The 24,617-nt window shown below is 70.3% G+C and carries 18 protein-coding genes and 1 pseudogene; 13 read left to right on the top strand and 6 right to left on the bottom strand.

Annotation, left to right across the window (positions count from 1 at the left end; genetic code table 11):
- Nucleotides 1–20 precede the first annotated feature (20 nt).
- From FHS07_RS01210 to FHS07_RS01200, 3 genes and pseudogenes are all read left to right on the top strand, one after another.
- Nucleotides 21–2,503, top strand: a pseudogene (locus tag FHS07_RS01210) (heavy metal translocating P-type ATPase).
- Between the two features lie 278 nt (nucleotides 2,504–2,781).
- Nucleotides 2,782–4,941, top strand: a complete 2,160-nt coding sequence (locus tag FHS07_RS01205) for a DEAD/DEAH box helicase (protein ID WP_183418095.1) — start codon at nucleotides 2,782–2,784, stop codon at nucleotides 4,939–4,941.
- A 313-nt stretch (nucleotides 4,942–5,254) separates the two neighbouring features.
- On the top strand, nucleotides 5,255–6,283 hold the full coding sequence (locus FHS07_RS01200) for a 6-phosphofructokinase (protein WP_183418094.1): 1,029 nt from the start codon (nucleotides 5,255–5,257) through the stop codon (nucleotides 6,281–6,283).
- 270 nt (nucleotides 6,284–6,553) lie between these two features.
- On the opposite strand, the gene FHS07_RS01195 is transcribed toward FHS07_RS01200, so the two are convergent.
- Nucleotides 6,554–8,668, bottom strand: coding sequence for a prolyl oligopeptidase family serine peptidase (locus FHS07_RS01195; RefSeq protein ID WP_183418093.1), 2,115 nt, complete (start codon nucleotides 8,666–8,668; stop codon nucleotides 6,554–6,556).
- Between the two features lie 189 nt (nucleotides 8,669–8,857).
- Here FHS07_RS01195 and FHS07_RS01190 point away from each other — a divergent pair, with 189 nt between their 5' ends.
- From FHS07_RS01190 to FHS07_RS01175, 4 genes are all read left to right on the top strand, one after another.
- Nucleotides 8,858–10,075, top strand: a complete 1,218-nt coding sequence (locus tag FHS07_RS01190) for an inorganic phosphate transporter (protein WP_183419359.1) — start codon at nucleotides 8,858–8,860, stop codon at nucleotides 10,073–10,075.
- A complete protein-coding gene (locus FHS07_RS01185; protein WP_183418092.1) occupies nucleotides 10,075–10,404 on the top strand; it encodes a peptidase in 330 nt (109 codons plus the stop codon). The genes FHS07_RS01190 and FHS07_RS01185 overlap by 1 nt, the downstream gene beginning before the upstream one ends.
- Nucleotides 10,405–10,444: 40 nt before the next feature.
- Entirely contained in the window at nucleotides 10,445–11,344 is a 900-nt protein-coding gene (locus tag FHS07_RS01180; protein WP_183418091.1) for a phosphodiesterase, read from the top strand.
- A 186-nt stretch (nucleotides 11,345–11,530) separates the two neighbouring features.
- Entirely contained in the window at nucleotides 11,531–12,994 is a 1,464-nt protein-coding gene (locus FHS07_RS01175; RefSeq protein ID WP_183418090.1) for an aspartate ammonia-lyase, read from the top strand.
- A gap of 153 nt (nucleotides 12,995–13,147) precedes the next feature.
- On the opposite strand, the gene FHS07_RS01170 is transcribed toward FHS07_RS01175, so the two are convergent.
- Nucleotides 13,148–14,014, bottom strand: a complete 867-nt coding sequence (locus tag FHS07_RS01170) for a fumarylacetoacetate hydrolase family protein (protein WP_183418089.1) — start codon at nucleotides 14,012–14,014, stop codon at nucleotides 13,148–13,150.
- An 85-nt stretch (nucleotides 14,015–14,099) separates the two neighbouring features.
- On the opposite strand from FHS07_RS01170, the gene FHS07_RS01165 reads away from it, so the two are divergent.
- From FHS07_RS01165 to FHS07_RS01155, 3 genes are all read left to right on the top strand, one after another.
- Nucleotides 14,100–15,260 carry a PrsW family intramembrane metalloprotease gene (locus FHS07_RS01165; protein ID WP_183418088.1) on the top strand — a complete coding sequence of 387 codons (1,161 nt, stop codon included), beginning with the start codon at nucleotides 14,100–14,102 and terminating at the stop codon, nucleotides 15,258–15,260.
- Between the two features lie 227 nt (nucleotides 15,261–15,487).
- On the top strand, nucleotides 15,488–15,853 hold the full coding sequence (locus FHS07_RS01160) for an FKBP-type peptidyl-prolyl cis-trans isomerase (protein ID WP_183418087.1): 366 nt from the start codon (nucleotides 15,488–15,490) through the stop codon (nucleotides 15,851–15,853).
- 150 nt (nucleotides 15,854–16,003) lie between these two features.
- Nucleotides 16,004–16,564: a YceI family protein gene (locus tag FHS07_RS01155; protein ID WP_183418086.1), complete on the top strand. Its 561-nt coding sequence runs from the start codon at nucleotides 16,004–16,006 to the stop codon at nucleotides 16,562–16,564.
- Between the two features lie 237 nt (nucleotides 16,565–16,801).
- On the opposite strand, the gene FHS07_RS01150 is transcribed toward FHS07_RS01155, so the two are convergent.
- The 3 genes from FHS07_RS01150 to FHS07_RS01140 form a co-directional block, all read right to left on the bottom strand.
- Nucleotides 16,802–17,719 (bottom strand): DMT family transporter, encoded by a 918-nt coding sequence (locus FHS07_RS01150; protein WP_343054574.1) that lies wholly within the window; start codon nucleotides 17,717–17,719, stop codon nucleotides 16,802–16,804.
- Nucleotides 17,720–18,327: 608 nt separating this feature from the next.
- Nucleotides 18,328–19,632 carry an MFS transporter gene (locus FHS07_RS01145; RefSeq protein ID WP_183418084.1) on the bottom strand — a complete coding sequence of 435 codons (1,305 nt, stop codon included), beginning with the start codon at nucleotides 19,630–19,632 and terminating at the stop codon, nucleotides 18,328–18,330.
- Entirely contained in the window at nucleotides 19,629–19,850 is a 222-nt protein-coding gene (locus FHS07_RS01140; protein ID WP_183418083.1) for a DUF167 family protein, read from the bottom strand. Before FHS07_RS01140 ends, FHS07_RS01145 begins: the two co-directional genes overlap by 4 nt.
- A 333-nt stretch (nucleotides 19,851–20,183) precedes the next feature.
- Here FHS07_RS01140 and rpsO point away from each other — a divergent pair, with 333 nt between their 5' ends.
- Entirely contained in the window at nucleotides 20,184–20,453 is a 270-nt protein-coding gene (gene rpsO / locus FHS07_RS01135) for a 30S ribosomal protein S15 (protein WP_055835040.1), read from the top strand.
- A gap of 464 nt (nucleotides 20,454–20,917) precedes the next feature.
- Here rpsO and FHS07_RS01130 read toward each other — a convergent pair whose 3' ends face one another.
- On the bottom strand, nucleotides 20,918–21,994 hold the full coding sequence (locus FHS07_RS01130; RefSeq protein ID WP_183418082.1) for an isopenicillin N synthase family dioxygenase: 1,077 nt from the start codon (nucleotides 21,992–21,994) through the stop codon (nucleotides 20,918–20,920).
- Nucleotides 21,995–22,195: 201 nt separating this feature from the next.
- Here FHS07_RS01130 and efeU point away from each other — a divergent pair, with 201 nt between their 5' ends.
- Both efeU and efeO read left to right on the top strand, forming a co-directional pair.
- Nucleotides 22,196–23,287, top strand: coding sequence for an iron uptake transporter permease EfeU (gene efeU / locus FHS07_RS01125; protein ID WP_183418081.1), 1,092 nt, complete (start codon nucleotides 22,196–22,198; stop codon nucleotides 23,285–23,287).
- Between the two features lie 61 nt (nucleotides 23,288–23,348).
- The gene (efeO, locus tag FHS07_RS01120) at nucleotides 23,349–24,578 is read left to right on the top strand and encodes an iron uptake system protein EfeO (RefSeq protein WP_183418080.1); all 1,230 of its coding nucleotides are present in this window, start codon (nucleotides 23,349–23,351) and stop codon (nucleotides 24,576–24,578) included.
- Nucleotides 24,579–24,617 lie beyond the last annotated feature (39 nt).

The raw sequence follows: 24,617 nt of genomic DNA, 5'->3' as shown, positions 1-24,617 counted from the left end.
CGGTGCTCGACATCGAGGGCATGACCTGCGCGAGCTGCGTCGCCCGCGTCGAGAAACGACTCGGCCGAGTGGAGGGGGTCGAAGCCGCCGTGAATCTCGCGACCGAGACGGCCCGCGTGCGCTACCCGGCAGGGCTCGACACCACCGCGCTGATCGATGCGGTCCGTGCCGCCGGGTACGACGCCACCGTTCGCACGAGGGCGGCCCGGGTCCCCGCGACCACCCCCGTACCCCCGCCGCGCGTCGCACCCGCCACGGCTGCGGGCATCGCGGATGCCGGCACCCGGTCGGCCCATCCGGTCGCCGTGCCGGCACCCAGCGGCGAGATCGACGCCGCGACGGGTCGCAGCGTCGAGTCGGTCGCGGCCCCGGCGACCGGCCGCGCGGCGTCCGACTCGCTCGACGGGAGGCCTGCCACCGACGCTCATCACGTGGCTGCGTCGTCCACGGATGCGGCAGCCGCCGGACAGCTCGCGGATGCGCGCCCCGCGGATGCGCACCCCGCTGACGCACAGCACGAGGGACACGTGCACGACACCGCCGACGCACCCGGCGCGACGCCGCTGCGCGTGCGGCTGCGGGTCTCGCTCGCGCTCGCCGTGCCGGTCGTGGCGCTCGGCATGATCCCGGCCTGGCAGTTCCCGGGCTGGCAGTGGGTCTCGCTCGCTCTCGCGACGCCGATCGTGCTGTGGGGCGGTTGGCCCTTCCACCGGGCGACGCTGCGCAATGCGCGGCACGGAGCCGCCACGATGGACACCCTCATCACGCTCGGCACGTTCGCGGCGTACCTCTGGAGCGTCTGGGCGCTCGTCTTCGGGAGCGCGGGGCGCATCGGCATCCGGCACGAGGTGATGCTGTTCGGACCCGTCCACGACGCCACCTCCGTCGTGTACTTCGAGGTCGCCGCCGCGGTGACCGTCTTCCTGCTGCTCGGCCGCGTCATCGAGCAGCGCTCCACGCACCGCGCGGGTGCGGCGCTGCGCGCCCTGCTCGACCTCGGCGCGCACGAGGCCGAGCTCGCCGACGGGCGTCGCATCGACACCGCCTCCCTCGCGGTGGGGACGACTTCGTCGTGCGGCCGGGCGCGACCGTCGCCACCGACGGCGTCGTGATCGACGGACGCGCCTCGGTCGACGAGAGCATGCTGACGGGGGAGTCGATGCCGGTCGACGTGGGACCGGGGTCGAGCGTGACGGGCGGCACCATCGCCTCGGGAGGCCGACTCGTCGTGCGCGCGACCGGTGTGGGCGAGGAGACGCGCCTGGCGCGTATCGCGCGCCTGGTCGAGGACGCGCAGCTCGGCAAGAGCCGTGTGCAGCGCCTCGCCGACCGCATCTCGGGCGTCTTCGTCCCCGTGGTCATCGTGCTGGCGGCGCTGACGCTGATCGCCTGGATCGTCGCAGGCCAACCCCTCGCCGCCGGCTTCACGGCCGCGGTGGCGGTGCTGATCATCGCGTGCCCGTGCGCCCTGGGCCTGGCCACGCCCATCGCGATCCTCGTGGGCACCGGCCGGGGTGCGCAGCTCGGCATCCTCGTCACGGGACCCGCGGCCCTGGAGTCGGCCGAGCGCATCGACACCATCGTGCTCGACAAGACCGGCACGCTCACGGCGGGGCGGATGAGCGTCACCGCCGTCACGGTGGACGAGGGAGCGGATGCCGCCGAGGCGCTCCGCCTGATCGCCGCCGTCGAGCGCGGCTCGGAGCACCCCGTCGCGTACGCCATCGTCGCGGCGGCGGGGGAGGGGCCGGTGGCCTCCGACCTCGACGCGCTCCCGGGCCGGGGGATCATCGGCCACATCGACGGCGTGCGTGTCTTCGCCGGTCGCCCGGCGCTCGCAGCGAGCCTCGGCGCGCCGCTGTCCCCCGCCCTGGCTGCGGCGGTCGCCGACGGTGAACAGCGGGGCACCGTCGTGGTGGCCGGGTGGGCCGATGGGGGCGGGATGCGCGCGCGGGCGGTGATCGAGGTCGCCGACACGGTGCGTCCCGAGAGCGCCGCCGCCGTCGCGGAACTGCGGGCGATGGGACTCGAACCCGTGCTCCTCACCGGTGACAACGAGCACGTCGCCCGTGCCGTCGCTGCCGAGCTCGGCATCGAGCGGGTGCGCGCGGGGGTGCTGCCCGAGGGCAAGGTCGCCGAGATCACGGCCCTGCGAGCCGAAGGACGCACGGTGGCGATGGTCGGCGACGGGGTCAACGACGCCGCCGCGCTGGCATCCGCTGACCTGGGGATCGCCATGGGGGGCGGAACGGATGCCGCGCTGCACGCGAGCGACGTGGCTCTCATGCGCGACGACCCGCGCGGTATCGTCACCGCCGTACGCCTCAGCCGGCGCACGATGCGGGTGATCCGCGGCAACCTCTTCTGGGCGTTCGCGTACAACGTCGCAGCTCTCCCGCTGGCGGCGCTGGGGTTGCTCAACCCCATGATCGCGGGCGCGGCGATGGCGTTCTCGAGCGTGTTCGTCGTGCTGAACAGCCTGCGCCTGCGACGCGCGGGCTGACACCGGGCCGGGTGCTCGCGCGCAGCCGGCGCGACGGGCCCCGGCCCCTTTCTGCACAGATCCGGCGCGATACGCGAGCAAACCGCAGGGGACCGCTAGAATGGACGGGACCTCGACTTCCGCGCTCTCGCGAGCCGTTCCGGCGTAGACGCGATGCGGGTCGCCGACACCGCTTCTTCGGCGGCGGTTCGCGCGACGATTTCCCGAGGTCACTGATCCACCGGCCCCGGCCGGGAACGTTCCGGGACGAGATCCCGGACGACACGCTCAGGAGGAGCATGCCGACCACGGCAACCGCCGCCCGTAGCTCGACCCAGCGGCGCAGAAAGACCACGTCATCCCGACGCGACGACGAAGCCCCCGTCATCCCGATCCTCGCCCGCAAGGTGCGCGAGGTCGAGGCGAAGGCGCAGCGCGGCAAGCTCGGGCCCACCAACCGCGTCAAGTTCCAGGTGATCGCCTTCCTCGTGCGCGAGGAACGTGCCCGGGTCAAGGCCGACACCGAGATCACCGACGCCGCCCGCGCCGAGCTGCTCAAGCGCCTCGACGGGGTCGCGACGATCCTCGCCAAGACGGCCGCGCGCGACACCTCGCTGATCCAGTTGCTCGAGGTCGATCAGGCCACCTCTCCCGTCGCCCGCCGCATGCGTCGCGACTGGCTGCTCGAGGCCGGCTCCGAACTGCCGCCGGACGAGCTCATCATCACCGACAACGCGCCCAAGATCGCCCCCGTGGTGCCGGCGTCCCTCGCCGAGAAGCAGGTCATCCCGGCATCCATCGAGGCGCGTCAGATGGCCAACCCGTTCCTCGCGCCCGACCTCACCCCGCGAACGAGCGGTGACGCCCCGCGCCGCCGCCTCGACGGATGGGAGCTCATGGGCCCCCTCTACAAGGCGTTCGAGATCGGCGCCGGAGGCTCCGCGGCGAGCATGGAGCTGCCGCCCGTCCCCGAATTCGACCGGCTGTCGCCGCGCGGGCTCGAGGTCATGCCGCACCAGTCGCGCTTCCTCGAGGCTGTCCGCACCGGTCACCGGTCGTTCCTGCTCGCCGATGAGCCCGGCCTCGGCAAGACCGCCGAGTCGGTGCTCGCCGCCAGCGTCGCCGACGCGTACCCGCTTCTGGTCGTCGTGCCCAACGTCGTCAAGATGAACTGGGCCCGCGAGGTGCAGCGCTGGACGCCGCAGCGTCGCGCGACCGTCATCTCGGGCGGCGGCGCCGACATCGACGCCTTCGCCGACATCTTCATCGTCAACTACGAGATCCTCGACCGGCACCTGTCATGGCTGTCGTCGATCGGGCTCAAGGGCGTCGTCGTCGACGAAGCGCACTTCATCAAGAACCTCACGTCGCAGCGCTCGCAGAACGTGTTGGCCCTGGCGTCACGTGTCCGTCAGCAGACGCGAGATCCGTTGATGCTCGCCCTCACCGGTACGCCTCTGATCAACGACGTCGAGGACTTTGACGCGATCTGGCGGTTCCTCGGGTGGACCAACGGCGAGAAGCCCGGTCCCGAGCTGATGGAGAAACTCGATGCCACGGGCCTGACGCCCGCCGACAAGGCGTTCTACCCCGAGGCGCGCGAGGCCGTGATCTCGATGGGCATCGTGCGACGCAAGAAGAAGGACGTCGCCGCCGACCTGCCCGACAAGCTGGTCGCCGACCTGCCCGTCGAGCTCGACGACGAATTCGGTCGTTCGATCCGCCAGGCCGAGCGAGAGCTCGGCGCCCGCCTCGCAGCGAAGTACCGCCGCATCATCGAAGCGCGCGGCGACCGAGGTCTCGCCGCCGGCGCGATCGACGAGGACATCGTGCGCCTCGTCGCCCACGGCGAGCTCGAAGAGAGCAAGGCCGCGGGTTCGGGCAGTGAGAACGTCTTCACCATGGTGCGTCGCATCGGTCAGGCCAAGGCGCACCTCGCCGCCGACTACGCCGTGCAGCTGCAGCGCTCGGTCGGCAAGGTCGTGTTCTTCGCCAAGCACATCGACGTCATGGATGCCGCGGAGGCCCACTTCAAGGCCTCCGGCCTGAAGTCCGTGTCGGTCCGCGGCGAGCAGACATCGATCGCCCGTCAGGCCGCCATCGACGCCTTCAACAGCGACCCCGGCGTGGGCATCGCGGTGTGTTCGCTGACCGCCGCAGGTGTCGGCCTGAACATGCAGGCGGCCTCCAACGTGGTGCTCGCCGAGCTGTCGTGGACCGCCGCCGAGCAGACGCAGGCCATCGACCGCGTGCACCGCATCGGACAGGGCGAGCCCGTGACCGCGTGGCGCATCATCGCCGCGCACACGATCGACACGAAGATCGCCGAGCTCATCGACTCGAAGGAGGGCCTCGCCCAGCGCGCCCTCGACGGCCAGTCGATCGAGCCCGGCTCGAGCGACTCGGTGCAGCTGTCGGCGCTCATGCACCTGCTGCGACAGGCACTCGGCAAGGCCTGATCCTGCTGGCGCGACGCCCCGGAGCCTCGGCTCCGGGGCGTTCGTGCGTTCGCAGCGCCGGCCAGCGCGTCTGGACGTTGCAAGAACTGGGATGGGTTGAGAGCAGGGCGAGCCGCGCTGGGGACGGCCCGTTCCGGCGAGATCGCCTGTGCTCGGCGGCAGCGGCGAGCCGAGTGCGCTCCGGAGTCGCGGCTGCGGCATTCGCCGTCTGCGTCGTCACCGTGTGGCAGCGCCCGGGCCCACGGCGATAGGGTCGAAGACGGCAACGGCGCCGTCACCTCCACCCGAATCACAGCACTTGAGGACTCTGCCCATGAAGATCGGCATCCTGACCAGCGGCGGCGACTGCCCCGGGCTGAACGCGGTCATCCGTGGCGTCGTGCTCAAAGGCACGACCAACTACGACATCGAATTCGTCGGCATCCGCGACGGGTGGCGTGGCGTCGTCGACGGCGACTTCTTCCCCCTCACGCGCCATGAGGTGAAGGGCCTGTCCAAGGTGGGCGGCACCATCCTCGGCACGAGCCGCACCAACCCGTACGAGGGTGCGCGCGGCGGCGCCGAGAACATCTCCAAGACGCTCTACGGGCACCGGATCGACGGCATCCTGGCCATCGGCGGCGAGGGCACTCTCGCCGCAGCCGACCGCCTGTCGAAAGACGGCATCAACGTGCTCGGCGTCCCCAAGACGATCGACAACGACCTGCGCGCCACCGACTATTCGTTCGGCTTCGACACCGCCGTCAACATCGCCACAGATGCCATGGACCGCCTCCGCACCACGGGCGACTCGCATCAGCGCTGCATGGTGGCCGAGGTCATGGGTCGGCACGTCGGCTGGATCGCCCTGCATGCGGGTATCGCCGCGGGCGCGCACGTCATCTGCATCCCCGAGGTCCCGATGTCGATCGACGAGATCGTCGAGCAGGTCACCCGGGCCCACGATCGCGGACGTGCGCCCCTGGTCGTCGTCTCCGAGGGTTTCAAACTCACCGGCATGGATGAAGCCTTCAGCGACAAGGGCCTCGACGCCTTCAACCGCCCGCGTCTCGGTGGCATCGGCGAGCTGCTCGCGCCCGAGATCGAGCGTCTGACCGGCATCGAGACGCGTTCCACCGTCCTGGGTCACATCCAGCGCGGCGGTTCGCCGTCCGGCTTCGATCGCGTGCTCGCCACGCGCCTCGGGCTGCACGCCGCCGACGCTCTGCAGGAGGGAGCCTGGGGCCAGATGGTCGCGATGCGCGGCACCGACATCGTGCGCGTCCCCTTCGCCGACGCCCTCGGCGAGCTCAACAGCGTTCCGCTGTACCGCTACGAAGAGGCCGCCGCGCTGTTCGGCTGAGCGCGTTGGTTCCGACGCCCCGTCCCGCTCGCGCGGGGCGGGGCGTCGTCGCTGTGCGGGGCGTCTGCTGCTGTTTCGGCGAGGCGCGTGTCGTACTCCGTGCAGTCTTCCGGCGCATTTCTGCACGACGTGGGAGACGCACGTCCCGAGAGGGAACACGTCTGCTGAGACGGTGTGGTCGAGCGGGCTGCCTGTCGCGTCCCACGATGTGCAGTTGCGGAGGGGGAAACCTGCGCGGAAGGGGACATTCCCGTGACGATGCGGCTGGGCCTACTCCGCCAGGCCCAGCACGTCGAGCAGCCAGGCGAGTTCGAACGCTCGCTCGCGCCAGGCGTTGTAGCGGCCGCTGACGCCTCCGTGACCGGCGACCATCTCGCACTTCAGCAGCGCGTCTGCGCCGACCTCGCGGAGGCGCGCGACCCACTTCGCCGGCTCGATGTACAGCACGCGGGTGTCGTTGAGGGAGGTCACCGCCAGCATGCGGGGGTACTCGACGCCCTCGCGCACGTTCTCGTAGGGCGAGTACGACTTCATGTAGGCGTACACGTCGGCGTCGTGCAGCGGGTCGCCCCATTCGTCCCACTCGATGACGGTGAGGGGGAGCGAGGGGTCGAGGATCGTGGTCAATGCGTCGACGAAGGGCACGTCGGCGAGGATGCCGGCGAACAACTCCGGGGCGAGGTTGGCGACGGCGCCCATCAGCAGCCCACCGGCGCTGCCGCCCTCGGCGACGATGCGGTCGGGGGTCGTGTAGCCCTCGGAGACCAGGTGACGTGCCGCCGAGACGAAGTCGGTGAAGGTGTTGCGCTTGGCCAGGAGCTTGCCGTCTTCGTACCACTGCCGGCCCATCTCGCCGCCGCCGCGCACGTGGGCGACGGCGAAGACGACACCGCGGTCGAGCATCGACAGCCGGGCCACCGAGAAGCCGGGCTCGATGGAGTGCTCGTACGAGCCGTACCCGTACAGGTGCACCGGTCGCGGGCTTGCCCCGGGCTCGCCGAACGAGCGCTTCCACACCAGTGACACCGGCACCTGGGTGCCGTCGTCGGCGGGTGCCCACACGCGGGCCTGGCCGTAGTCGGCGGGATCGAAGCCGCCGAGCACGGGCTGACGCTTGCGGAGCACCAGTTCGCCCGTGTCGATGACGTAGTCGTAGACGGTACCGGGAGTGACGAACGACCCGTAGCCCAGCCGCAGCACGGGAGGAGCCCACTCGGGATTCCCGCCGGTGCCGACGCTGTACAGCGGCTCGTCGAACGAGATCTCGTCGACCGTGCCGTCGGTGTACGACAGCATGCCGAGGCGGGCGAGGCCGTCGCGGCGGTAGCCGACGACGCCCCAGTCGCGGAACGTGTCGACGCCGAGCAGGCGGTGGCCGGTCCGGTGCGGGATGACGGTCTGGCGTGCGCCCTGAGGATCGGATGCCGAGACCCGCACGAGCTCGAAGTCGAGCGCGCCGTCGTTGTGCAGGATGTAGAGCACATCCTCGCCGTCGACGACGGCGTGCGACGACGAGTATTCGACGCCCTCGCGCCGCGGCCACACCACGCGCGGCTCGCCGCGGAGGTCGTCGGCATCCAGAAGCCATTCCTCCGAGGTGATCGAGGACCCCATCTCGATGACGAGGTAGCGGTCGCTGCGCGTGAAGTCGGCGCCCACCCAGTAGCGGTCGTCGCTCTCATGGAAGAGCTTCACGTCGGCGTCGACGGGGGTGCCGACCTCGTGCAGCCACACGGTGTCGGGCCGCCAGGCGTCATCGACCGTCGTGTAGACGATGAAGCGGCCGTCGGGCGAGAACGATGCGCCCGAGAAGGTGCCGGGGATCTCGTCGGGCAGCGTTTCGCCCGTGACGAGGTCGCGTACGCGCACGGTGTAGCGCTCGTCGCCGGCGATGTCGATGCCGTAGAGCATGCGCGTGCCGTCGTGGGAGATCTCGAAGCTGCCGAGCGAGAAGAACTCGTTGCCCTCGGCTTCGACGTTGCCGTCGAACAGCACCTGCTCGCCGGGCACGGGGCGGTCGGGAGAGAGGGTGGGCGGGGTCCAGTCGTCGGGGGAGTCCAGCGGAGCGCGGCACTGGATGCCGTACTGCGCGCCCGCGACAGTGCGACCGTAGTACCACCAGTCGCCCCGGCGGGCGGGGACGGAGAGGTCGGTCTCGAGGGTGCGGCCCTTGATCTCGCCGAAGATCGTGTCGCGCAGCGGGGCGAGGTGGGCGGTGCGCGCCGACGTGTAGGCGTTCTCGGCCTCGAGGTGTGCGACGACCTCGGCGTCGTCTTTGGCGCGGAGCCACTCGTACGGGTCGTCGAAGGTGTCGCCGTGGTGGGTGCGCGCCGCGGAGCGGCGTTCGGTGACGGGTGCGGTCGGCTGGTGCTGGAGGTCGGTCACCGTTCCACGGTAGTGCGCCGTTGCGACATCGGGCCGGTCCGCGCACGCCGTGCGCGTTTGACCACCGCCCCCACCGATGAAAGGATGACGACGCGACCTCGGTGAACGAGTGTCGAACTCCAGGTGAACTCTTCGTTCGTCACGCCGATCTCGTCGGCATCCCTTCCTCCTTCTCACGGAAAGCGAACGGTGGAGAGCGCAGCCCTCATCATCGTGCTGGTCATCGCGCTGGCACTCTTCTTCGACTTCACCAACGGTTTCCACGACACCGCGAACGCGATGGCCACGCCCATCGCGACCGGTGCGCTGAAGCCCAAGGTGGCGGTCCTCCTCGCCGCATGCCTCAACCTGGTCGGCGCCTTCCTGTCGACAGAGGTCGCCAAGACGATCTCGGGCGGCATGATCCGCGAAGACCAGCTGAGTCCCGACATCTTCCCGCCGATCATCTTCGCCGGCCTGATCGGCGCGATCACGTGGAACATGCTCACGTGGCTGCTCGGTCTGCCGTCGAGCTCGTCGCACGCCCTCTTCGGCGGTCTGATCGGGGCGACGCTGGTGGGCGTCGGCGCGAGCGCCATCGACACCGGCGTCGTGCTGAGCAAGGTCATCCTGCCGGCGCTCATCGCTCCGCTCACGGCGGGCATCATCGCCTTCACCGTGACCAAGATCGCCTACGGCGTCACCCGTCGCCACGACGCCAAGGCCGACGGACGAGACGGCTTCCGCTGGGGGCAGATCTTCACCTCGTCGCTCGTGGCCCTGGCGCACGGCACGAACGACGCCCAGAAGACGATGGGCGTCATCACCCTCGCCCTCATCGCCGTCGGGTGGCAGTCCAGCGCGAACCCCGACCCGCAGCTCTGGGTGATCTTCGCGTGCGCCATCACCATCGCGCTCGGCACCTACATGGGCGGCTGGCGCATCATCCGCACGCTCGGCAAGGGCCTGACCGACGTCAAACCCGCACAGGGTTTCTCGGCCGAGACCTCGACGGCGGCGACGATCCTGGCATCCAGCGCCCTCGGTTTCGCGCTGTCGACGACGCAGGTGGCCTCGGGATCGGTCATCGGATCGGGCCTCGGCCGCCGCGGATCGACCGTGCGGTGGAACACCGTCGGACGCATCATGATCGGCTGGGTACTGACGCTGCCCGCCGCGGGTGCGGTGGGGGCGGCGGCCGCTCTCATCGTGGTGTGGCTGGGCGGTTGGGGCGTCGCCGTCGACGCGGTGATCGCCGTCGTCATCATCCTGGGTCTGTTCCTACGCTCGCGCCGCGATTCGGTCACGTCGGCGAACGCGATGAGCGAGGTCGCCGACTCGGGGGCGGCGGTCAAGGTGCCCCGCAAGCCCGGACCGACGCGCCATCAGCGTCGCCTCGACCGCGACAAGGTCGGGAAGGACGCCTGATGGCCATCGACTGGGCAGCGTTCCTGCAGGTCTTCGTCGCCGCGCTCGTGGGCGCGTCTGTCGTCGTCACCTTCTACGCGCTGGGCCTGCGCCTGCTCGTGCGCGGCGGGCGCCCGCCGCTGGTCACCCCGGCGGAGTTCACGGATGCCATCACCGTGCTCACCGACAAGCAGCGCCGCCGCGGCGAGAAGGCGGTGGCGAAGGCGGCGAGGAAGAATCCGCTGAGCGATGGGCAGAAGCGCCTCTCGCTCCTCGGTGCCTACGCCTGCTTCGCCGTGTGCGCGTCGGCGGTGCTCGGCGCTCTGCTGCTCATCCTGTTCAACCACTGACCCCGGACGCGATGTCGGAGCCCCCTCCTAGGCTGAGGACATGGCATCCGTGCACTTCGGTCAGCACGCGCCCGCTGCGCGCGTGCTCCTCCACCTCAGCGACACCCATCTCCTGGGCGGCGATCGCCTGCTCGGTGAGCGCTACGACACCGCGCGACACCTGCGGCGCACGCTCGAGGCCGCTGAGGCGACCGGTGTGCGTCCGGATGCCGTGGTGTTCACGGGCGACCTGACCGACCTCGGCGAGCCCGAGGCGTATCGGGCCCTCCGCGCCGAGGTCGAGCCGTGGGCTGCGCGCCTCGGTGCGCCGGTCGTCTGGGTGGCCGGCAACCACGACGAGCGGCCCGCACTGCGCGCCGAACTCCTCGACGCGGAGGCGAGCGATGAGCCCGTGACGGGGGTGTGGGACCTCGGCGGACTGCGGCTCATCGCCCTCGACTCGACGGTGCCGGGCTGGCACCACGGCGACCTCGACGCCGCGCAGCTCGACTGGCTCCGCGGTGAACTCGCCGAGCCGGCTCCACTCGGCACGATCCTCGCGCTCCATCACCCGCCCCTGCCCACGCACATCCCGTTCTTCGACATCCTGGAGCTCCGCGATCAGAGCGGGCTTGCCGAGGTTGTCCGGGGGAGCGATGTGCGGGCCATCCTCGCCGGCCACCTGCACTACTCCACGTCGGGTACGTTCGCCGGGGTTCCCGTGAACGTCGCCGCGGCCTCGTGTTACACGATGGACCTCGCCCGCCCCGCCGACGAGGTCAACGGTATGGATGCCGGGCGCTCGTTCCACCTCGTCCACGTCTGGGACGACACCGTCACGCACGCCGTCGTGCCCGTCGTCGATGCGGAGGCGGCGGGTTTCTTCACCCCCGAGTGGACGGCGCGCATGGCGTCGCTGACCGCAGAAGAGCGGCTCGAAGCGTTCTCCCGCAAGCGGTGAGTGGGGGAGCCGCACGACCCCGCGCGAGGCGCCCGGAAGGCTGCACGCGCGCTCGCGACGAGCGTGCAATAGACGCACGGGACGGTGCGGATACGGCGGCAGGCCGTCGCGGCCACCGACGCCGACTGAGGTGGTCGTTAGGCTCGTGCCATCCCTGCTCGCCGTGACACCCACAAGGACGTACCCATGGCTTTGGACGCGATGACTCGCACCCGTACCGAGACCGACTCCCTGGGATCCCTCGAGATCCCCGCCGACGCGTACTGGGGCATCCACACCGCCCGCGCGCTGGAGAACTTCCCGATCGCCAAGCGCCCCATCTCGGTGTATCCCGACCTCGTGCGCGGCCTCGCGATGGTCAAGCAGGCGTCGGCCCGGGCCAATCGCGAGATCGGCGTGCTCGACGAGGCGAAGGCCGATCTCATCGACCGCGCCGCCCAGCGCGTCATCGACGGCGAGTTCCACGACGAGTTCACCGTGGGGGTCATCCAGGGTGGTGCCGGCACCTCGACGAACATGAACGCCAACGAGGTCATCACCAACATCGCCCTCGAGATGGCGGGCCGCGAGAAGGGCGACTACGCCTTCCTCTCCCCGATCGACGACACCAACCGCAGCCAATCGACCAACGACGTCTACCCGACGGCCATCAAGATCGGTCTCGCGCTGACACTGCAGAGTCTGCTCGAAGAGCTCGCACTGCTGCGCAAGTCGTTCCTGGCGAAGGCCGAGGAGTTCCACGACGTGCTCAAGGTCGGGCGCACCCAGCTGCAGGACGCGGTGCCGATGACGCTCGGTCAGGAGTTCCACGGCTTCGCCACGACACTCGGCGAGGACTACAGCCGCCTCACCGAGAACGCCTACCTGATGTACGAGATCAACATGGGCGCCACCGCCATCGGTACGGGCATCACCGCCCACGCGGGCTACGGGGGAGCGGTGCTGCGCCACCTCCGCGGCATCACCGGCCTCGACCTCGAGACCGCGACCGACCTGGTGGAGTCGACGAGCGACACCGGTGCCTTCATGTCGTTCTCGTCGTCGCTCAAGCGCAACGCCGTCAAGCTGTCGAAGATCTGCAACGACCTGCGCCTGCTCTCCTCCGGCCCGCAGGCGGGACTCGGTGAGATCAACCTGCCGCCGCGCCAGGCCGGTTCCAGCATCATGCCCGGCAAGGTGAATCCGGTGATCCCGGAGGTCGTGAACCAGGTGGCCTTCTCGGTCGTCGGGGCCGATATGACGGTGACCATGGCCGTCGAGGGCGGCCAGCTGCAGCTCAACGCCTTCGAGCCGGTGATCGCCCACTCGATCTACCAGTCGATCACGTGGATGCGGCAGGCGATGTGGACGCTGCGCGTCAACTGCGTCGACGGCATCACCGCGAACCGCGAGCGTCTGGGCGCGATGGTCGGTTCCTCGGTCGGCGTCGTGACCGCGCTCACGCCGTTCATCGGCTACGCCGCGTCCGCCGCCCTCGCCAAGACCGCACTGCTGACGCACCGCAACGTCGCCGACCTCGTCGTGGAGGCGGGCTTGATGACCCGCGACGAGGTCACGAAGCAGCTCTCGCCGGCCCGCCTGTCGGGCCTGCAGGCGGTCACCGCGGCGATCCCCATCGTCCGCTCCGCGGACAGCGTCGTGGAGGAGTGACCCGCTGAACCACGAAGGGCCGGGACGACGCGTCCCGGCCCTTCGTGATGGATGCCGCCTCCCGCACTGTCGAGAGAGCTTCGCGCCGACCTCCCGTCCGCGTGCTGCGTCCGACCCGTCGGCGCGACGGGGTCTCGCGGAGGCGGGGCCGCCTCAGTCGAGGATCCGGCAGTGGGTCGTCAGCTCGCCGATGCCGTCGATGCCGACGGTCACCGTCGAGCGGTCGCGGAGGAAGATCTGCGGGTCGCGCGAGTAGCCTGCGCCGCCGGGACTGCCCGTCGAGATGAGGGTCCCCGGCAGGAGGGTGACCGACTCGGACAGCTTGTGGATGAGCGTCGCCACCGATCGGACCATCTGGCCGGTGCTGGCATCCTGCACGGTGTGTCCGTCGACGACGGTCCAGATGTGCAGATCTTGCGGGTCGGGGATCTCGTCGGCCGTGACCACGAACGGTCCCGTCGGGGTGAAACCGTCGAAGGATTTGCAGCGTGACCACTGCGCCTCGGAGAACTGGATGTTGCGGGCGGTGATGTCGTTGACCACCGTGTAGCCCCACACGTGCTGCAGCGCGTCGGCCTCGGCGATGTCGCGCCCGGGCCGGCCGATGATGACGCCGAGTTCGGCCTCGTAGTCGACGGCCTCGCTGAGCGCGCGCGGCCACGAGGTGGTCGCCTCGTGCGCGGTCAGGGAATTGGGCCACAGCACGAACACCGTCGGCCCCGCGTCGGTCTTGAGTCCGAGCTCGCCCGAGTGGGCCGCGTAGTTCAGCCCCACCGCGAGGATCGAGGGGGGAGCGAGGACGGCCGAGGCGTACCGGATGCCGGAGAGCGGATGCCGCGGGGCCGAGGCCGCGGCCTCGCGCACAAGATCGAGCAGGGCGTCGCCGCCGGCGATCAGTTGCTCGAGCGTGGCGGGTGCGCCGTCGAAGAGCGCGTCGACGAACACGATCTCTTCGTCGTGCACCGAGACGAGACGGGGGGCTTCGGCCCCTTCCTGGGACTGGGCGTGGGCGAAGCGCATAGGTCCACGCTACCCGGACGGGCGCGCGGCCGTGGAGCTCGCAAGCCCCGGATATCGTGTCGGAGGTCGCCCTTAGGCTGTGCGCATGAGCTCCCCCTCGCCGTTCTCCCGACCGGGATCGGGCGAACCCACCCGCATCTCGACCGCGCCGCAGGCGCCCGCCTCTGCGGCGCCCCCGCGGTCACGTGGCGGCGGCGTGGCGCTCTGGGTGATCGCGGTGCTGCTCGTACCCCTGCTGGCGTTGCTGGTGCGGTACTTCACCGGGTTCCTCGGCACGGCGGCATCCTTCATCGGTCTGATCCTCGCGGCGATCCCGTTCGTCATCGTGTGGTTCGCGGTGCGGTACATCGACCGGTGGGAACCCGAGCCGCGGCGGCTGCTCGTCTTCGCCGTCGCGTGGGGAGCCATCGCGTCGGTGGTGATCGCGCTGGGGGTCGACCTGCTGATCAGCCTCGTGACCGGGGGGCTTCCGCCGGCGATCGGCGCGGTCGTGCAGGCACCGATCGTCGAGGAGGTCGCGAAGGGGCTCGGGGTGCTTCTCATCTTCGCGTTCGCCCGCCGCGTGTTCGACGGGCCCGTCGACGGAATCGTCTACGGGGCGCTGATCGGGGCCGGGTTCGCCCTCACCGAGAACGTGCAGTACTTCGCCATCAGCTATCTCGAGGGCGGGCCGGGGCAGGTGGCGAGCACCTTCTTCCTCCGGGCGGTGCTCTCGCCCTTCGCGCACGTCATGTTCACCAGCCTCGCGGGCTTCGCCTTCGGCCTCGCCGCGAGGCGTGGTCTGAGTACGCGTGCGGCACTGGCCTACGGCATCCCCGGAGTGATCGGTGCGATCGTGCTGCACGCGCTGTGGAACGGTTCGGCCACGTTCCTCGACTTCTTCGAGCTGTATGCGGCCCTGCAGGTGCCGCTGTTCGTGCTGTTCATCCTCGGCATCCTGGCGCTGCGGCGAGAAGAGACCCGCCTGACCAGGGCCCGTCTCGGCGAATACGCAGCGGCCGGCTGGTTCACCCCGCAGGAGGTCGACATGCTCGCCACCGGTCCCGGGCGCCGTTCCGCGATCGCGTGGGCGCGTACCCTCCCCGGCGACCGGTCCGCGGTGATGAAGACGTTCATCGTCGACGCCACGGCTCTCGCTGCCGCGCGACAGCGATCGCTGTCGGGCCGAGACCCGCACGCGCCGGCGACCGAGCGCTACCTGCTCGAGCGCACGATGGCGGCTCGGACGGCGTTGCTGTCGTCGTGAGAGCCGGCGAGCGGTGATCCGGCCGGTCGGCAGAGCTGGTGGTCCGGTGTGGTGTCGAGGGGAACCGCTCAGGGTCTTGACAGTCGGCCGGAGCGGGAGCACCATCGATGTAGGCCAACTCAGCGCCCGGTAGACACGCAGGCATCGCCGCGGCACCGGGCGCTGAGTCTTTTCCCGGTCATTGTCGAGGGGCTCCCCGAGCGGTCGCGGCGTGCTTGGATGGATACATGACTGATCGCACCAAGCCGGAGTTCGACGCTCCCAGCGGCCCCGCCCCTTCCGACCTCGTCGTCCGCGACATCATCGTCGGAGACGGCGACGAGGCCAAGCCCGGTGACACCGTGACCGTGCACTACGCCGGTGTCGAGTACGAGTCGGGCGAAGAGTTCGACTCGTCCTGGGGTCGTGGCGAGAGCATCCAGTTCCCCCTCCGCGGCCTTATCCAGGGCTGGCAGGACGGCATCCCGGGCATGAAGGTCGGCGGACGCCGCGAGCTCGTCATCCCGCCGCACCTGGCCTACGGCCCCGCGGGTGGACACTTCCTCGGCGGCAAGACCCTGATCTTCATCATCGACCTGCTGAAGGTCGGCTGACCGGGAGTTCTTCACCCGACGTTCACGAACCCGAGGGGGCTGCGGCTCCCTCGGGTTCGTTATTTTCCTCGATCGTGGAATACATTCGTGTGAATGGGAGTTGGCCTTGTCAAGATGCCGACACGGCTCCCACAGACCTCAAGGAGTGACATGACCGACACCACTGCCCTCGACATTCCCGGCTACAAGACCGGCACCTGGGTCCTCGACCCCGCCCACAGCGAGGTCACCTTCTCTGTGCGCCACATGATGATCTCGAAGGTGCGCGGCACGTTCGGCGTCAAGAGCGCCACGATCGTCGCCCCCGAGAACCCCTACGACGCCACCGTCGAGGCCTCCGTCGACGTCACCTCGGTCGACACCAAGGACGAGGGTCGCGACCAGCACCTCCGCAGCGCCGAGTTCTTCGACGCCGAGACCTACCCGACCATGGACTTCCGCTCCACCGGCATCCGCCTCGAAGACGGCGACTTCCTCGTCGACGGCGACCTCACGATCCGCGGCATCACCAAGCCCGCCACCTTCTCGCTCGACTTCGGCGGCTTCGGCACCGACCCGTGGGGCAACTACAAGGCCGGCGCGACCGCCAAGACGGTCGTCAACCGCGAAGACTTCGGCCTCACCTGGAACGCCGCCCTCGAGACCGGTGGCGTGCTCGTCGGCAAGGACGTCACCATCGAGCTCGACCTGCAGCTCGCGCTCCAGGCGTGATCGTTTCGCAGCGGACGCTGCGGGCGTGATCCTTTACGAGGGCCCCGGATGCCACGGCATGCGGGGCCCTCGTCGTGTCCGGGGTGCGCACCGGCGCCGATCGGCGCTGCGTTCGCTCACTCTCACGTCGTCTCTCTTGAACGGCGGATCGCCGCGATCGAACGCGCGATCCGCGTGAGGTGAGTGCTGCGCTGAGCCGGGTGTGCCGCGGTCGAGGCGAACCGGCGGCCTTTCGCCTCACACGCTCGCGCGCCGGGGCATCCGCAGTCGCTGCTGCACCAGCAGGATGCCGACGAACACCACAGCGGCGCCGACCGGTTCGTTCCACGAGATGCGCTCGCCGAGGACGAGCACGCCGAGCGCGACCCCGACGACCGGTGTGATGTAGGTGACCGTGGACGCCCGGGTCGGTCCCCACGCCCGCAGCACGTTCTGGTTCCAGATGTAGGCCAGACCCGTACCGAGCATGCCGAGCGTGACGATGCTCGCGACCACGGCGGGCGAGAGGTGCATCGGCTCCGCCAGGATCAGCGGCGACAGCAGCACCATCAGTGCCGCTGCGGGGCCGATGTAGCCGAAGGCCAGTGCGATGCCCGAGAGACCGGTGTCGCTGAGGAAGCGCCGTACGTACGCGAGGCTGAATCCGTAGCAGGCGGTGGCGCCGAGGAGTGCGAGCTGTGCGACGGTGCTGTTGCCGACATCGGTCACGGCGCCGGGTGCGATGATCACGACGACACCCACGATGCCGATGGCGATGCCGACCAGCTGGCCGGGCTTGAGGCTCTCGACCCGGAACACCGCCCACGCCATGATCGCCGTCATGATCGGGGTCGTCGCGTTGAAGATGCTCGCCAAGCCCGACGACACGTGCTGCTCGGCCCAGGCGAACAGCAGGAACGGCACCGCGCAGAACGTCACAGCCAGCACGCACAGGTGTCCCCAGACACGCCGGTCGCGAGGGAGGCGCTCGCGCCGGAGGGCGACGATCGCGCCGAGGGTCAGTGCGCCGAAGAGCAGGCGACCGCCGGCGACCTGTGCCGGCGTCATGCCGGTGAGGGCGACGGCGATGAAGAGGAAGCTCGAACCCCACACGATGCCGGCGAGGACGAACTGGACCGCGATCGAGACGGGGGAGGAAGAGGGACCGGATGCCACGTTCCCGACCCTAGGCCCGACTCCCGGCATGGCCGCGGCCCGAACGCTGCGACGTCCGGAATCCGCTGAGGGTCGGCAGTCGCACCCCCATCGGGATCATGCCGGGTGCGGGTGCGGGTGCGGGTGCGGGTGCGGGTGCGGGTGCGGGTGCGCGGTGCGGGTGCGGGTGCTGGTGTGGGTGCTGGTGAGCGAGAAACGCGTCCTTGTGGAAGAAACGCTTGGTCGGGGCGTTTCTTCCCGCCGGAGGCGTTTCTCGGGGCGGTTTTGCGGCAGCGCGGCGGTGTCGCGGCGGCGCAGTCGTAAGACGTGACATCCGGGTGCCGCGGCGGCGCAGTCGTAAGACGCGGCAATTGCGCGGGCGGGCGGGCGGCGCGGTGCGTGGTGCGCGGCGCGCGGGGGCAGCGTCTGATGTAGCGAGAAACGCGTTCTCGTGGCAGAAACGCTTGGTCGGGGCGTTTCTTCCCGCGGGAGGCGTTTCTCGGTGCGGCAGCGGCAGCGGCACCGGCACCGGCAGTGGCACCGACAAGGGCGCCGGCACCGGCGGGCGGCGGGCGGCGGCGCGGTCTCGGAGTGCGTCGGGAGAGGAACGGGCCCGCAGGCGCGTCGCGTCAGGGCTGGGGATCGAGCGCGTCGTACTGCCGGAAACGGGGGGAGAAGCGTACGAGCGTGCCCACCAGCGCGAGGATCAGGATGCCGCCGAACAGGGGCGGCACCCACAGCGCCGCGACGGTCGCGAGCGTGCCCGCGTAGAGGGCGCCGACACGGGGTCCACCGGCCACCACGACGATGAAGATGCCTTGGAGGCGTCCGCGCATGGCATCCGGAACCGCCGCTTGCATCATCGTGGACCGGTAGATGGCGCTGACGTTGTCGGCGGCGCCGGAGACGGCGAGGACGATCGCGGCCAGGACGATGAGCCCGACGGCGGCGTGCGACTCGTCGACGACGTCGGGACGCAACCAGCCCAGCGTGGCCGCGAGGAGGACGCACCCGAAGGCGCCGATCGACAGGCCGTAGACCTGAATGGCTCGCTCGATGCCGAGACCCTGGCGGCGCACGCGTCCGACGGGGCCGGAGAACAGGCTCGACAGGAAGGCTCCCGCGGCGACGGCTGCGGTGAGCACTCCGGTGGTGATCGCGCCACCGCCGAGCAGGACCGCTCCGATCGCCGGGAACAGCGCGATGGGCTGACCGAAGGTCATCGCGGTGATGTCGAGCAGGTACTGCAGGCGGATGTTGGGAGCGCGGCGCAGGAAACGCATGCCGTCGCGGAGTGACTGCAGGCCCGGTCGCACCAGCTCGCCCTCGGGTCTCAGCTTCGGCAGCGACCACAGCCCCAGGAACAGGGACGTCATGAGCAGGACGTCGAGGGAGTAGGTCCACGCATACCCGGCGAAGGCCACCAGGACGCCGGCGAGGGCAGGTCCTGCCATCACCATGATGCCCACGGTGACACCCTGCAGGGCGGCGGCGGCCGGCAGGAGATCGCGAGGGATGAGGCGCGGCGTGATGGCCGACTTGGTGGCCATCACAATGGAGTTCGCCGCGGAGTTCACCACGCTCAGGACGAAGAGCCACCCCACCGTCTCGAGACCGGTCCATGCCAGTACGGCCAGGAGCGCGGTCGAGGCGAAGGTCACGACGGCCGCCAGCAATGCGACGGTGCGGCGGTCGAACGCGTCGGCCAGCATGCCGCCGTACAGCCCTGCCGCGATCATCGGCAGCAGCCCCGCCACCGCGATCATCGACACCGCCAGGGTGCTCTGGGTCAGCTCGAACACGTGCAGCATGACCGCGACCACAGTGAGCTGGCCGCCGAGCCCCGCCAAAGTCGAGCCGATCCACAGGCGCGCGAACGCAGGGGAGGTGGTGAGCGGGCGCAGGTCGATGAAGGCGCTCTGCCGCACGCTCATGCGTCGACCTCGACGCGCTTCACGCGGGACGTGTGTCCGCGCAGGATCGCGACGTCGCGCGGCGGCACGCCGAAGTGGGCGGCGAGGACACTGACGACCCCGCTGTTGGCGGCGCCGTCGACCGCGCGTTCGCGTACGTGAACCACGAGTCCACCGGCGGTGTCTTCGACGAGGGGGCCGCGCCGACTGCCGGGCTTGACGTGGACAGTGAGCTGCACGGATCGAGGCTACGCCAGGCCTCCGACCCCGGGCGCCGTGCGCTCGCGAGCGACCGCGTCCGCCCGATGCCACCCACTGAGAACGGGGCGCTGTGCGACGGAGAGCGACCGCATCCGCCCGCGGTCGGGAGAGTGCGGGAGAGGCGGCGTGCGGCATCCGGTCGATGCTGCCGGGGACGCGGCTCGTCCCGGGCGCGGGAGGGCCCGCGGCGATTCGGTGGTGGCATCCGGATGGGGTAGACTCATGCGGTTGCCGTTTGATCGGCCGCGGATAAAGAGAGCCCACGCATCAGGCGTCGGGCGCCGCGCAATGAGAGAAAGGGGATCCCATCTATGCCGCTCGAGTCTGACGCCAAGAAGGCGATCATCGAACAGTACGCGACGCACCCCGGTGACACCGGATCCCCCGAGGTGCAGGTCGCGATGCTGACGCAGCGCATCAAGGACCTCACCGAGCACCTCAAGGAGCACAAGCACGACCACCACTCGCGTCGTGGTCTGTTCTTGATGGTGGGTCAGCGCCGCCGTCTGCTCGGCTACCTCCAGGACATCGACATCGCGCGTTACCGCTCGTTGATCGAGCGCCTGGGTCTCCGTCGCTAAGCGCGACCCCGCGTATATCGCTTTCTCGAAGGCCGTCCCACGGTGTGGGGCGGCCTTCGTCGTTCCCGGATGCCGTTCGCATCACGCCCGGATGCGTTCGCACTCTGGTGCGCTCCTGCCTCGGTGCGCTCTCGCGGTGGTGCGCACCCGATCCATGCGTGTAAGACGGCGAGCGCCGCTCTCACGCGCACGGGAGGCAGCGCTCGCCGCCCGGCAGCGCAGCCCGTCGAGAAACGCCTATCGCAGCGAGAAACGGCTTGTCGCCTCGTTTCTTCCCGCGGATCGCGTTTCTCGACGGTGCTGACACCGCGGCGGGCGCTGCGCTCGGGGCCCCGGCAGCCTCCGCGGCGGTCGCACCGCTCACCCCCCCCAACACCGCAGCGCTCGCCCCTCGACGTCGCAGCGCTCGCGGGGCCCGCAGCCGCCGCGCCTACCGCCGCGAAGGCCGGCGCCGAACACCAGCCTCAGGATGCCGAACGGGCGGCCAGCAGATCGGGATGCCAGCGCTCGGCGACGTCGGGGTGAGCACGCAGCCGCGACTTCAGGGCATTCTCGCCGTAGGTCGCGTGGATCGGGTTGGTCGGGTCGTCCTCGACGCCGCGGGCTTCGGCGGCCAACTCCGCGGGGAGCTCGATGGTGGGCAGTCGCGCGTCGAGGGCGGGGTTGAAGAAGAACGGCACCGAGATGCGCTCGTCGGGGAACCGCGGCGAGATCACGCGGTGGTTCGTCGCCCGCAGGTAGCCCTGGGTGGCGTACTCGAGCAGCTCGCCGATGTTGACCACGAAGGCGCCGGGCACCGGGGGAGCGTCGACCCACTCGCCGTCGCGCTCCACCTGCAGGCCGCCCTTGCCGGGCTCGACCCACAGGAGCGTGAGGACACCGGAGTCCTTGTGCGCGCCGACGCCCTGCTGAGGCGTCGGGTCGTCCTTGCCGGGGTAGCGGACGATCTTGATGAGCGTCTGCGGGTCGCCGAAGTGGCGATCGAAGTACTGCTCCTCGGCCCCGAGCGCGAGCGCCCACGCCCGCAGCAGCTTCCGCGCGACACCGGTGAGGTGGTCGTGCCACTCGGTGACGACGTCTTTCAGCTCGGGCTGGGCGGCGGGCCACAGATTCGGCCCGATGAGGCGGGTGTACCCGGGGGCGTCGGGGTCGTCCCCACTCCCACTCGGCGCGTCGCTTCCGCGCCGCGGTGAGCCTTCGGGCGTGTGGGCCCAGATCGCCGCGCGCTCCGGACCGATGTCGATCTGCTCGCGCCAGTCGACCCGGCCCTGCGTGCGCTCGCCGCCGACGCGCGTGTATCCGCGGAAGTGCGGGCTCGTGACGTTCTCGATCGAAAGTTTCTCGGCGTCGGGAAGGGCGAAGAAGACCTTGGCCGCGCGCAGCAGGCTCGCCTCGAGTTCTGGGCTGACGCCGGTGCCCGTCAGGTAGAAGAACCCGACGTCGTGGGTCGCGGCGCGCAGCTCATCGCGGAAGCGGGCGGCGGCATCCGGACCCTGGTCGAGGAGCGAGAGGTCGAGAACGGGGAGGTTCAGGTCGGACATGCGACGAGGCTAGGTCGATCACCCGCGCGACGGGGCGAATGTTGCCGCGGGTTACCCCGCTCGCGCTCCCGCGCCGCGCCGCCGCGGAAGAAAGGTGCGCGAAACGGCGAACATGCGTAATCTGTCATGGTCAGGTGAGGCTGTCCTTACCCGGCCCGCAGCGTCGCGGCTCCTCTGAACCCGAAAGTCGGAACACCGCCCGTGCTTGCCAGCTTTTTCGCCACCTTCCTCATCGGCCTCCGCGAAGGCCTTGAGGCCGCGCTCGTCGTCGGCATCCTCGTCGCGTACCTCACGCGAGTGGGGCGCCGCGACGCGCTGCCGAAACTCTGGACCGGGGTCGGGCTCGCGGTCGCCCTGGCGCTCGGCATCGGCGCGATCTTCACCTTCGGGGCCTACATGCTGACCTTCGAGGCGCAGGAGCTCCTCGGTGGGGGACTCTCGCTCCTGGCGGTGGCGATGGTGACGTGGATGATCTTCTGGATGCAGAAGGCCGGCCGCACGCTCAAGACGGGTCTCGAGGGCGGTGTCGACAGGGCGCTCCGCGGCGGTGTGTGGGCACTCGTCGCCATCGGCTTCGTCTCGGTCGCGCGGGAAGGCGTGGAGACGACGCTCCTGCTGTGGTCGATGGTGCAGTCGTTCGGCGATTCTCCGAGCGCACTGCTCGGCGCGTTGGGGGGCCTAATGACCGCCGTCGTGCTCGGCTGGTTCATCGCGCGCGGCATGCTGCGGCTGAACCTCGGCCGCTTCTTCACCTGGACCGGGGGATTCCTCGTCGTCGTCGCGGCGGGGGTGCTCGCGTACGCCCTGCACGACCTGCAGGAGGCCGGCGCCCTCCCCGGGCCCTTCGGTGCGGGGGCGCCGATCGACCCGACCACGGGTGCGGTCGCGATCGGGTGGGCGGGCTTCCCGTTCGGCTGGGCCTTCGACGTCTCGTCGACCATCGCCCCCGACAGTGCGCTCGCCGCTCTGCTGCAGGCCGGCGTCGGCTTCATGCCCGCGATGACGTGGCTCCAGGTCATCGCGTGGGCCGTCTACATCGCCGTCGTGGTGCTGCTGTTCGTCCGCGGCGTGCGCGCCACTCGTCGACCGCGCGCGGCGCTGCCGGTGGATTCCCCGGCATCCGCGTTCGGAGGGGCGTCGTCGCCCGCGGCCACCACGGCCTCCGCGTCCGGAGCGTCGTCGCCCACGGTCGCCGCATCGACTCCTTCCTCCGCGGGGTCGATCTCTTCTCCTGCCTCGGCTGCCACCGCCCCGGCGGCCCCGCACCCCTCCGGCGCCACGGCCGCCCCGTAGACCCCCGGCTCCCGCGCGCACCCGACGCCGCGGCATCCACCCTCCATCCGAACGGAGCATCATGACACCGACTCGCCTCCTCGCGGCCACGGCCGTGGCCGGCGTCGCCGCCCTCGTCCTCTCGGGATGCGTCGCGAAGACCGACGCCGCAGCCTCGGGAGCCCTTTCCGTCACCTCGACCGCCGACGGGTGCGCCGTCTCGTCGGCGTCGGCGCCGAGCGGCACGCTCGCCTTCGACGTGAGCAACAAGAGCGACCAGACCACGGAGTTCTACCTGCTGGCATCCGATGGTCTGCGCATCGTCGGCGAGGTCGAGAACATCGCCCCCGGCGCGTCGCGCAGCCTCACCGTCGTCGCGCAGCCGGGCGAGTACTACACGCTCTGCAAGCCCGGCATGGTGGGCGACGGTGTCGGCCGCGCGACCTTCTCGGTCACGGGCGAGGCGGTCGCGGTCGACGGTCCGGATGCCGAGCTGAAGCAGCAGGCCGTCGACCTTTACGCGGCGTTCGTGAAAGACCAGGTCGGCCGGCTCATCCCCGCGGTGCAGACCTTCGCCGACGCGTACGAGACCGGGGATGATGCGGCCGCGCGCGAGCAGTTCCCGCGTGCGCGCGCGTACTACGAGCGGATCGAGCCCATCGCCGAGGCGCTCGGCGACCTCGACCCCCGCATCGACTACCGCGAGGTCGACGCCGTCGCCGAGCAGTTGGACTGGACCGGGTTCCACCGCGTCGAGAAAGACCTGTGGGTCCCGGCGCAGGATGCGCTGAACGCCGACGGCGAAACGCCGGCGTGGACCGACTGGGTACCCTCCACGCCCGCCGAGCGGGCGACGTACGGCGACAAGCTCATCGCCGACACGCAGGAGCTGTACGAATACGTGCACTCCGACGCGTTCACCCAGGCGCTGGACGCGCAGGGCGTCGCGGGCATCTCGAACGGGGCGATCGCGCTGCTCGACGAGGTGGCCACCGGCAAGATCAGCGGCGAGGAGGACTGGTGGTCGGGCACCGACCTCTACGACTTCGCCGCCAACGTCGAGGGTTCCAAGATGGCGTTCTCGCTCGTACGCGACTTCGTCGAGTCGAAGGGAGACAAGGGCGCCGAGCTCGTCTCCCGCATCGATGCCGGGTACGCCGATCTCGAGGCCAGTCTCGCCGCCCACGGCTCGGCCGAGGCCGGGTTCGTCCCGTACGCGCAGCTCACCGAGGCCGACAAGCGGCAGTTCACCGACCTGATCAACGCCCTCGCCGAGCCGCTGTCGCAGCTGACGGTCACGATCCTGGAGTGAGCGTGAGCAACGAGAAACAGTCCACCGCTGCCGCCGGAC

The organism is Microbacterium proteolyticum, assembly GCF_014192415.1.
Classification (GTDB): Bacteria; Actinomycetota; Actinomycetes; order Actinomycetales; family Microbacteriaceae; genus Microbacterium; species Microbacterium proteolyticum.
The sequence above is the reverse complement of the archived record's forward strand: the minus strand, read 5'-3'. Positions and strand labels throughout refer to the sequence as shown.